Raw genomic sequence first — 10,904 nt, 5'->3', positions numbered from 1 at the left:
ATATGGCTAACACAAATCAGATGGATTGCTCATATGAGTAGTTTTATAATAATTTGCTCTCAAGCTATCTTAGTAATCCTAGTTATTATAATGGGTATTGCATAAAGGGAATTAACAGGCTAGAGTATATAAAAGTAGTATAAGGAGTGTTATGCCAAATATATGGAAAGGATGTAAAAAATGTAAATCAGAGGCTTGCAGAAAAGTATATACAGATATAAGTCAAGAATTGTGGTAGTGTATTAAGTAGTAAAGCATTTAAAAGGTAAAAGCAATAATAATGTATGTCAATTCTATAGGCATGAGTGGGCAATAGCTAGAATAGAAAAGGTTCACAATATCTTACTGGATTATGGAAATTTGGATCACGAAAATGGGAAAATAATTAAGGGGAGAGCAGATAATGGCTATCTCTTAGAGTATTGACACTTTTTACGAGCTTTATGCTGGCCATATTTTTTACGCTCGACGACACGTGAATCTCGTGTTAAGAAGCCATTACTACGTAATACAGAATGCAAATCAGGGCTTATATTGCTTAAAGCTTTGCTGATGCCGTAAGCTAAAGCATCTGCTTGACCTGATAATCCTCCACCCTTTACAGTTGCTGTGACATCATATCTATTGAGTGTAGAAGTTTGAATAAACGGTGTTTTTACCTTTTGACATAGCGATTCCCTTTTGAAATATAATATCAGGTTATCCTCCTTCTGAATATTAGAGTTGCCACTACCCGATTTTTTGACATTAAACTTGCCACTGCCTGGTTTTATCCATACCCGTGCAACTGCTTCTTTCCTGCGCCCTGTTGCATATGAACGACCAAGTGTATCAATATTACGTCTTACTTCCATTTATTTACTCCATTACTTTTTATTCTTGCGATTTAAAGAACCAAAATCTATTTCCTGCGGTTGCTGGCCATGATGTGGATGTTCTGGGCCAGAGTATACATATAAATTACTGAAACGTTTGCGAGCCATAGGACCATCATCTAGCATTCTTTTTACTGCCATTTGTATTATACGTTCTGGAAATTTACCATTCAGAATATTAGATGGAGTTGTTTCTTTTAAACCACCAGGATAACCTGTATGCCTATAATAAATTTTATCTTTTAGTTTCTTGCCAGTAAATTTTACTTTTTCTGCATTAACAATAATTACATTATCACCGCAATCCATATGAGGTGTATATTCAGGTTTATGTTTGCCACGCAGTAGCGTTGCAACAAATGCTGCTAATCTTCCTACTACTACCCCCTCAGCATTTATAATGACCCATTTTTTATTGATTTGTTTTTGCTTCAAGAAAAAGGTTTTCATAAAATAAAATGTATACTTTAGCTATGGTACACTTAATTATTTAACTGGTCAATATATCATTGATTATAAAAGTAATTTATGGTAGCAATTATATCTGGATGTGAAGTTAATGTATGTTTAAATTGTCTAAGTTGATTACTGTTATTTTTATGCTTGTAGTGGGTACAAATTGCTATACTACTAATTTAAGTGGTGCAATAAACAAAGCAATAACGCATAGCGCAATCCTAAAGTCACAATTATATCGATATAAAAGTTTAGAAAAAAAGTATAAGGCACACGGATTCGCGAATTTTCTACCGGAAGTTGGAATCTCTTACCCAGTTGATAAGGATTTTAATTTATCTAGAGGACATTTTGTGCTGACACACAAGTTCACAAGTGGTAGTTTTTCTGAATTAAGTAAGTTTCGCTATCTTATAAAAGCAGAAGAGGTAGGATTCCAACAATTGAAACAACAAATTGCTCTTGAGGCTGTTAAAGCATATGTTGATGTTTTACAAAAAACAGAAATGTTGAAATTAAGAGAACACAAAGAGCATGTTGCTTTAGAGCATTTATCAGGAATGCGTAAACGTTTTTCTTTGAGCGAAGTTACAGATACTGAAGTTTCATTAGCAAAAGCAAAATTTTCATCATCTGTGTCTGAAAGAGTGGATGCAAATGGTAAATTACAGCTTGCTAAGATCACTTATTCCAATTTAATAGGAGAAGAAGCTAATGACCTGTATGAAATTAATGATTTTCTTCTACCTGGTATTCCAGAGTTAAGTGAGTGCTTACAATTAGCAAAAAATAATAATTTAAAATTAAGAGCGATAACCTATAAGAGAAAAGCTGAGCGAAATGGGATTATCACTGCACAATCTAAGTTTTTACCTTCTTTAGAACTACAGCTTTCTTCTGGAATGCATTCTTCTGGAATGCAAGGGCCTGGTAGCAAGTTATTTAAAAAAGTAGATATTGGAATGAATCTTGCTGTGCCAATTTTTCACAGAGGGCTAGATGCTGCAAGTGTGAGTGAAGCTAAACTGGGTTTAAAAAAGTTAATTTATGAGTATTACGAGACAGTTAAAGATGTAGAAAAAGGAGTAATCCATGCTTGGAATACTATGTTAACTGCACAAGCTATGATCAAAGCTAGTCAGGAAGCAGAGAAAGCAGCAACATTGGCACTAGCTGGTGTTGAAAAGGAAGTAGAGTTAAATTTAAAGAGTACGACAGATCTTTTGAATACTGAAGATGCGTTGTTTAAAGCACGTTCAGATTTGGTAGAAGCAAAGAGTAATTATGTTATAAGTATTTATAATTTACTTTTTATGACAAACAGTATAGATTATAGGTAATATGAATACGTAAATTTATGAGTGATGATCAGTCTGTGAAAAATATTTTGGAAGATATAAAAAAAGCAATATCTGGGTCTGCTAATTTAGATGATAGGGAAGATATTTTATACCTTAACGAGGAATATTTACAAAATAAAAATGATTTATCTAATGAGAAGCAGGAAGAAACAATAGAAGAAAAAATAGGAAAACAGAAAGAGGAAAGTGAAGAGGAGCATGATGTAATAGAGCAAATAGTTTTTAATAATAAATTGAATGGTCATGCTGAAAAGTCCGATAAGACAGATGGTTATGAAGGAAATTTGATGTTAAAGGAAAACATAGAAGAGATAAAAATACTGCTTAGCAAGATAAATAGTAAATTGCAGCAACAAAGACCTAGTTTAAGTGTTGAAGAATTGGTGAGGTCTCTTTTAAAGCCTCAGTTGTCAGAATGGCTCAATACGCATCTGTATGAATTGGTAAAAGAAATTGTTGAAAAAGAGCTTAAAAATATCATAAATAATAGGTAGAGTATAAAAGCTAGGGTTAAAACAGCTAAGGGTAGGAGGATATCCTCTACCAGGTGGTTGCATCGTCATTTGAATGATAAATATGTACAGCAAACGACCAAAGATGGTTATAAGTCACGTTCAGCATATAAGCTGATAGAAATAGATAACAAGTTTAAACTACTACAAAATTGGAAAAAAGTTATTGATTTAGGAGCCTATCCTGGTGGATGGTCACAAGTCGCATCTCAAAAAGCGAGAGATGTACTGGCAGTGGATATAAAACCAATAGATCCACTTCAAGGAGTGCAATTTATTCAGTGTGATATCGTGAACGAATTTGAAGTGTTAAAAGAAGAGCTTCAAGATCAGAAATTTGATCTGATTTTATCTGATATGGCTCCTAATACTTCAGGATTACAGTTTCTTGATCATACTAGAATTATGCTCTTATGTGAAGCTGCGTTAAATCTCACAGAATATTGTTTAAATCATGGTGGTAGTTTTGTAGTCAAAATTTTTCAAGGAGAATCTGATAAAGATTTTTATCAGAAGCTAAAAAAAATGTTTAAGACAGTTAAATACTTTAAGCCTAAATCTAGTCGACTTGAATCTAGAGAGATGTACTTAGTAAATATGCAGTTTATGGAAATTTAACTTTATTATCCAATACTTGTTATTAAATGAATAATAGTGGGTATAATATGAGTAATGATAGTTTTGATGGTAATTTACTTGGTACATCTAAGTATTTTAAAGAATATACATTTAATGATAAAACAGCGTTAAAGGGAGGACAACAGATAACGCTAGGGGAGATACAGTCATCTACTGGTATAGTAGAAGCTAGCAAGATAATTAAATTTATAGAAAACGCAGAAGTTAAAAAGAATAAAGTTTTAATCGCAAATCCTGTAAAATCAAAATCACTGCTACATTATGCTGTAAATTGTGAAGGTAATATAGATGTAGTCAAAAATGCTATACATTGTGTACTAAGATCTGGTGTAGATATTAACCATGAAGATGAAAATAATGTTACTCCATTAGTCTATTTTATAAGAAGTTTTGATCACAAGAGAAATAGTAGCAAAGATTTTGCTGCTTTTCAAGCAGTGGTCAAGTTATTAAGCATACATGGAGCTAGTTTAGATAAGAATTTGATTCAGGATGTTATGAAGAATCAGTTTCATAAGTTTATTAAAGATCCAAAAAGTGAAGCTGAAAACTTTTATAATTCATGTGAACACGCCAGAGAGGAATTAAAGAATAATGCTAAAAATCAATTAGATGTTTCTGATGTCAAAAACATATCAATACATGGTAGTTGTATAGAGATTGTTCTCGACGATCATGCAAAAGAAATTAAGGTCAGTGAGTTTTTACGAAATGAATTCTATAGAAATAATGGAATTACAGAATTTTCAATGCTGCATAGTGGTAAGGATAAAATAGATGGGTTTCGTTCTGCTGACGGTACAAGGCATTATACTTATGCTGTGCGTGAAGGATCATATGAAAAGCATCTAATATGGTATGTTAAGGGGAAAAAATGTGAAGCTACACTTAATATTGATAGCGATGGTTTTAAATTAGTCGATTTCAAAGCTGATCAAAAGTTAAAAGAGTATAGTCAAGATGAATTGTTAAGTGCAAATAAAGAGGTAATAATAAATGGTCTATCTTTATCTGAAATAATACGCGAGAACAATCTGGAGCAGGAAATGCATTCTAATGAAGTTATAAGACAGAGCGGATTATATAAGGAAAAATCTTATAATGAAATAGCTAATAATCCTTCTAATGAAGTTATAAGACAGGGCGGATTACGCAAGGAAAAATCTCATAATAAAATAGCTAATCATCCTTTTTTACATGATTCTAAGTCATTTAAGTCTGATAATGAAAGCCGTGATTCTGGAGCTGCAAAAATTGCAGGATTTCCAAAAAGAAGACGTAGCACAATTAGGGAAAAACGCAAAAAGAATAATAGTGGGCAGTATAATCCTGACATATTAAAAGAGAAAGAGCAGGAATTTGAATATAAGAAGAAAGTTAAAGAATATAAAATACCTGCTTCTACTGAAAAAAAATTAGACTCAGTCCATGATACTAGTAATAAGATATCTCAGAACACATCGTTAAATATGCATTCAGAATTAAAGGAATCTGTGGGGTCTCAAGCAATCAATGCTTCAGTGCTAGATGATAGAGCATGGGAGAGTGATATAAACAATCAAGAAAATAATATAAAGTTTGTAGATACAAAAGAGAATAAAGCAGAGCACACTACAGGAAAATTTTTACATAATCCAGGAGAATTTTCACCAGAGATTAATAATCCAAAATCTACAGACGCGAATGCGGAACAAACCCCGGAAGATTTGTTACAAAAAGATAAATTAGAAAAAGGTATGGAAGGGTTAGAAGATACTAGTACTGAAGGAAATTTAGACTCAGTTCATGATACTAGTAATAAGATATTTCAGAACACATCGTTAAATGTGCATTCAGAATTAAAGGAATCTCTAGAATCTAAAGCAATAAATGCTCCAGTGATAGATGATAGAGCATGGGAGAGTGATATAAACAATCAAGAAAATAATATAAAGTTTGTAGATACAAAAGAGAATAAAGTAGGGCACACTGCAGGAAAATTTTTACATAATCCAGGAGAATTTTCAACAGAGATTAATAATCCAGAATCTGCAGACACGAATGCGGCACAAATTCTTGAAGATTTTTTACAAGATGCGGTTTCAAAGCTTATAGAAGAACTGAGTCAGCCACAAAAAACAAGCATCAGAGAGAATAAAGAGTATCAGGATTCAGGAGAATTTCCAACAGAGATTAATAATCCAAAATCTGCAGACGCGAATGCGGTACAAATTCTTGAAGATTTTTTACAAGATGCGGTTTCAAAGCTTATAGAAGAACTGAGTCAGCCACACAAAACAAGCATCAGAGAGGACAAAGAGTATCAGACAAAAGGTGTTAATGTGAAAGGGCAAGAAACTCAAGAAGAGCAGCAGGATTACGAAGCAAGACGTAATGGATTGGCAAAATGGAAAGAGCATAGACTACAAGTATCAGTGGCTCCTATCACAAAAGGTGTGAATATTAAAGGACAAGAAACTCAAGAAGAGCAGCAGGTGGAAGAGTACAACATTAGTAGTATGAGTGAAAAAAATGTGAAAGATGTAAAACCACAAGTAGTAGATTTAACTCAGGCACAAAGGAAAAAGTTAAAGACTATATCATTTGATGACATTAATAATGAACAAACTAAAAAACGTTTAACAATGGATGAACTGTGTGATGAGAATGGATCTCATTCTACATGGAAAAAGCGTATTGAAGGCAAGGACCAGCAATTAACAGTAAAGACTAGAGAACGTGGTTAAAAGCTACAGCGTATTTATATATTCTCTAATTTTTTTGAGGTCTTCCCATGCCAAACGTTTTTGTAAAGGCTGGCGTAATAGATAAGCTGGATGAAAGATTACTGTTGTAGTAATTGGGTTAGATAAATATTGATTAGTGTAAGTGTAAAATTTACCACGCAGATTTGAAATAGTACGTGTGCGATCAAGAAGGCTGTAGCATGCTATGCCACCTACTAGGACTAAAACTTGTGGATTAATAAGTGCTATATGTTTTTCCACGAATGGTTTACACATGTCGAGTTCTAAATCAGTAGGCTTTCTATTGCCAGGTGGACGCCAAAATACAGTATTGCTTATATAAACCTTTGTACGATCAAGTTCAATTGCATTTAACATTTTATCAAGTAATATCCCGCTTGCTCCACAAAATGGTATACCTTGAAGATCTTCATTTGCGCCGGGAGCTTCACCTATAAGCATAATTTTTGCATCTGGACTGCCATCAGCAAAGACAGTATTGATGGAAGTTTTTCTGATTTCACAACCTGTGAATGATTCTACAACATGTTTCAATTCTTCTATAGAAGAACATTTGCTTGCGAGCTGTCTTGCAGTAATACTAGGATTGGGTTCTACTTCTTCTTCCTTTGCTTCTTTCATTGTACAATCAATGCCGATTTCATGGTAAAATTTTAGTAACTCCAAATCCTCATTATTCATATTGCCTTTTAACTTTTTGTGCTTTTTTTATTGCCATGTCATATTTTAATTTTGATAGATATTTGATATATAATATTCCATTTAAATGATCAAATTCATGCTGGATGCCACGTGCAAGCCAACCAGTGGCTTTGATTATTTGCTCTGTATTATCTATATCCTTATATTTTAAGGTAAGGTACTTTGGACGCTTGATTTTGTATGCTTGTCCTGGAATTGAAAGACAACCTTCTGTTAATACTATTTGTTCTTCAGATAATTCTACAATTTCTGGATTGATTATAGTCATAGATTTACCAGTTGCTTGATAGCCTGATTTATCTTCTATATTGTCGTCTGATAGTGCTGTATCTGATTTTATATCTATAATAAAAATTCTTTCTAATACTCCTACCTGTACAGCAGAAAGGCCAATACCATCTGCACTGTACATAGTTTCAAACATGTTATCTACTAATTCTTTAATCTCATCCGTTATTGCTGTTACTTCACGAGAATGCGTGACTAACCTTTCATCAGGAACAATAATAATTGGTAATTTAGACATAATACTTAAAATTCTATATTTCATTTTTCTCGTTGTCTAGGTATATTACTAGTAAGCTTATAAAGAAAGAGAGTGATAAATTGTAAAGTAAGGTTAAAAATATGTACTCTGCTGTGATCATAAAACCCAAAAGAAATGTATTTGCTATTGTAGATATCGGTACAACAAAAGTAATATGTTTGATTGTTAAAATGAATAGTAATCTTAGCTATAAAGTAATAGGTACAGGTTACAAAACAGCAGAAGGTATAAATGGTGGATCAATTACGAATGTTAAACATGCGAGCTATTCTATTTCTTCAACTATCGATTTAGCTGAACAAATGTCGGAGGAAACTGTAGATCAAGTTTATATTAATATTGCAGGGTGTAATGTTTCGTCTTTCAGTGTGTATAATGAGATTATTTCCGCTAATCGCCAAATTTCCGAGCGTGATATAAAACGTGTAGTTCTGCAAACATTTGAAAAATATATTGAGGAAAATGTTATTATTCACAACATACCGTTTAAATACCACCTAGATGATATGACTAATATAAGGGAAGTTAATGGATTATATGGTAAAAGATTGTCAGCTGATGTAAATGTTGTGATAGTTTCTCGTTCTGCTTTAACCAACATTGAAAATTGTATTTCAAATAATGAAGGATTAAGTATAACAGGCTGTGTTGCTTCTTCATATTCTGCAGGATTAGCTTGTCTAAGTGAAGATGAAAAAGAACTTGGAACAGCTATTGTGGATATAGGAGGTGGCTGTACTGCAATTGGAATATTTAAAATGGGAAAGCTTATTTATGCAAGCAGTATACCAGTTGGAGGCATACATATTACTCGAGATATTGCTTATGGGTTATGCACCAGTATAGAAAATGCAGAGCGCATTAAAATATTATATGGTAGTACCATTGTAACCTCAATCGATGAAAGTGAATATATTAAGGTACAAAATAATGAAAGTGATGAACCAATTCAAGTGCCTAAGTCTCAAGTTATCAATATTATCAGGCCAAGAGTTGAAGAAATACTTGAAATGGTAAAAGAACAATTAAATAGACAAAAAGACCCTGTGAATAAAGTGGTGATTACTGGAGGTAGTAGCCAATTAGCAAGCATGAAGGAAATTGCAGGGCATGTATTTAATAGGCAAATCAGAATTGGATATCCATTACTTGTAAATGGTATTGACACAGAATATGATAAAAATCCTGTATTTTCTGCTTCTATAGGATCTATAAAGCTAGTAATTGATACTTTTTATAGGAATAATTCTGGTATGTTTGGTCAAGGAGGAAAGATAAATAGATTATATAATTGGGTTAAATCAAAAGTAACAGTATGAATATTACTATACACTCAGAAGAGGATTTTGAATGTATGCGTAATGCAGGTAGACTTGCTGCCGAAACTCTTGATTTTATTACCCCACATATAAAAGCAGGTATTACAACTAATGAGTTAAATAATCTATGCCATGATTTTATCATTAAGTCTGGAGCAATTCCAGCACCATTAAACTATAAGGGATATCCCAAGTCAATTTGTACTTCAAAAAATGCAGTTGTATGTCATGGAATTCCTGATGATATACAACTTAAAGATGGTGATATTTTAAATATTGATGTTACGGTAATCTTAGATGGATGGCATGGTGATACAAGTCGTATGTTTTGGGTTGGAGAACCATCGATCAAGGCCAAACGTTTGTGTTATGCTACTTATAATGCATTGATGGAATCAATAAAACGCATTAAGCCTGGTAGTAAATTGAATGAGATTGGATTTGCTATAGAAAAGTATATCAGTGATTTTGGATATTCTATTGTTCGTAATTATTGCGGACACGGTATAGGGAAAGTTTTTCATGCTCCACCAAATGTGGTGCACTTTTATAACCCAAAAGAAAAACTTGTACTAGAAGCAGGTATGTTTTTTACTATAGAGCCAATGATTAATGCTGGAAAACATGACACTTTATTAAGTAAAATTGATAAATGGACAGTTACAACGCGTGACCTTTCATTGTCTGCTCAATTTGAACATACAATTGGAGTAACACAAGATGGAGTCGAGATATTTACGTTATCACCTAGAAATTGGAATTTTCCACCCTATTGTTAGAGTTGTTATAAAGATTTTATATCCACTATGCAGCTTTAGAGCTGTATACTCTATTACAGGTGCAATCACTACATTAAATAATGTGTTGCTTCTAAATGAAGATATTATATAGTTAGACACAAAGAAAAGGACTTTTCTTTGTTGTGACTTGGGCTATACTATAAGTTATGTTAGTTAGTGATAAAATAAGGCAAGTTTTAGGTTATTACGAGGGTGATAATCCCGGTACAAAGGCTAATCTTGCTCGTATATTGATGCATGGTAAACTTGGTGGTACTGGTAAGTTAGTAATACTTCCTGTAGATCAAGGCTTTGAACATGGTCCGATAAAGAGTTTTGAAGTTAATCCAGATGCTTATGATCCGCATTATCATTTTCAACTTGCAATTGATGCTGGAGTCAGTGCTTATGCTGCTCCGCTTGGTATGATTGAAGCTGGTGCTGCAACATATGCAGGAATGTTACCTCTCATTTTAAAACTCAATAGTGCGAATTCTTTGCATTCTAAGAATTTAACTTTTGATCAAGCAGTGACAGCATCTGTAAAAGATGCGCTACGTTTAGGATGTGTTGCAGTAGGATTTACCATATATCCTGGTTCTGCTAAATGTTTTGATATGATAGAGGAGGCATGTGAGATTATAGCTGAGGCAAAATCTTACGGTCTTGCAGTAGTATTGTGGTCCTATCCACGTGGTGAAGGGATTTCTAAAGGTGGTGAGACTGCTGTTGACGTGATCTCTTATGCTGCACATATAGCTGCTTTACTTGGTGCAAATATAATCAAAGTAAAACTTCCATCTAATTATTGGGAAAAAATAAAGATTGATAATGTGGAATCTTTAGCACAGAGGATTGCTTGTGTTAAAAAATCTTGCTTTGCAGGAAAAAGAATAGTAGTGTTTTCTGGTGGAGAGTCGAAAGCTATTGGTGACATATGTAATGAGGCAGCAGAGATTAAGCGTGG

11 protein-coding genes are annotated in these 10,904 nt (G+C 33.3%); 7 read left to right on the top strand and 4 right to left on the bottom strand.

Annotated features, from left to right (window positions below; genetic code table 11):
• Positions 1 to 407: 407 nt before the first annotated feature.
• Entirely contained in the window at positions 408 to 854 is a 447-nt protein-coding gene (gene rpsI / locus BIY23_RS03005; RefSeq protein WP_070065065.1) for a 30S ribosomal protein S9, read from the bottom strand.
• A 12-nt stretch (positions 855 to 866) separates the two neighbouring features.
• Positions 867 to 1,325 carry a 50S ribosomal protein L13 gene (gene rplM, locus BIY23_RS03000; protein ID WP_070065064.1) on the bottom strand — a complete coding sequence of 153 codons (459 nt, stop codon included), beginning with the start codon at positions 1,323 to 1,325 and terminating at the stop codon, positions 867 to 869.
• 113 nt (positions 1,326 to 1,438) lie between these two features.
• Here rplM and BIY23_RS02995 point away from each other — a divergent pair, with 113 nt between their 5' ends.
• From BIY23_RS02995 to BIY23_RS02980, 4 genes are all read left to right on the top strand, one after another.
• On the top strand, positions 1,439 to 2,671 hold the full coding sequence (locus BIY23_RS02995) for a TolC family protein (protein ID WP_070065063.1): 1,233 nt from the start codon (positions 1,439 to 1,441) through the stop codon (positions 2,669 to 2,671).
• Positions 2,672 to 2,688: 17 nt separating this feature from the next.
• Positions 2,689 to 3,186: a DUF2497 domain-containing protein gene (locus tag BIY23_RS02990; protein ID WP_070065062.1), complete on the top strand. Its 498-nt coding sequence runs from the start codon at positions 2,689 to 2,691 to the stop codon at positions 3,184 to 3,186.
• A gap of 69 nt (positions 3,187 to 3,255) precedes the next feature.
• Complete coding sequence (locus tag BIY23_RS02985; protein WP_070065061.1) at positions 3,256 to 3,822, top strand: RlmE family RNA methyltransferase; 567 nt, start codon at positions 3,256 to 3,258, stop codon at positions 3,820 to 3,822.
• A gap of 47 nt (positions 3,823 to 3,869) precedes the next feature.
• Positions 3,870 to 6,569 carry a ring-infected erythrocyte surface antigen domain-containing protein gene (locus BIY23_RS02980; RefSeq protein ID WP_148115218.1) on the top strand — a complete coding sequence of 900 codons (2,700 nt, stop codon included), beginning with the start codon at positions 3,870 to 3,872 and terminating at the stop codon, positions 6,567 to 6,569.
• A gap of 3 nt (positions 6,570 to 6,572) precedes the next feature.
• Here BIY23_RS02980 and BIY23_RS02975 read toward each other — a convergent pair whose 3' ends face one another.
• Positions 6,573 to 7,271, bottom strand: coding sequence for a uracil-DNA glycosylase (locus tag BIY23_RS02975; protein ID WP_070065059.1), 699 nt, complete (start codon positions 7,269 to 7,271; stop codon positions 6,573 to 6,575).
• Positions 7,264 to 7,818: a peptide deformylase gene (def, locus tag BIY23_RS02970; RefSeq protein WP_070065076.1), complete on the bottom strand. Its 555-nt coding sequence runs from the start codon at positions 7,816 to 7,818 to the stop codon at positions 7,264 to 7,266. Before def ends, BIY23_RS02975 begins: the two co-directional genes overlap by 8 nt.
• 101 nt (positions 7,819 to 7,919) lie before the next feature.
• On the opposite strand from def, the gene ftsA reads away from it, so the two are divergent.
• The 3 genes from ftsA to BIY23_RS02955 form a co-directional block, all read left to right on the top strand.
• The gene (ftsA, locus tag BIY23_RS02965; protein WP_070065058.1) at positions 7,920 to 9,158 is read left to right on the top strand and encodes a cell division protein FtsA; all 1,239 of its coding nucleotides are present in this window, start codon (positions 7,920 to 7,922) and stop codon (positions 9,156 to 9,158) included.
• Positions 9,155 to 9,937, top strand: coding sequence for a type I methionyl aminopeptidase (gene map / locus BIY23_RS02960; protein ID WP_070065057.1), 783 nt, complete (start codon positions 9,155 to 9,157; stop codon positions 9,935 to 9,937). The genes ftsA and map overlap by 4 nt, the downstream gene beginning before the upstream one ends.
• Before the next feature lie 167 nt (positions 9,938 to 10,104).
• The coding region (locus BIY23_RS02955) for a class I fructose-bisphosphate aldolase (RefSeq protein WP_070065075.1) at positions 10,105 to 10,904 on the top strand (800 nt) is incomplete at its 3' end.

Origin of the sequence: Wolbachia pipientis (assembly GCF_001752665.1) — a bacterium.
Taxonomy (GTDB): Bacteria; Pseudomonadota; Alphaproteobacteria; order Rickettsiales; family Anaplasmataceae; genus Wolbachia; species Wolbachia pipientis_A.
This window is presented reverse-complemented; position numbering and strand designations above follow the sequence as displayed.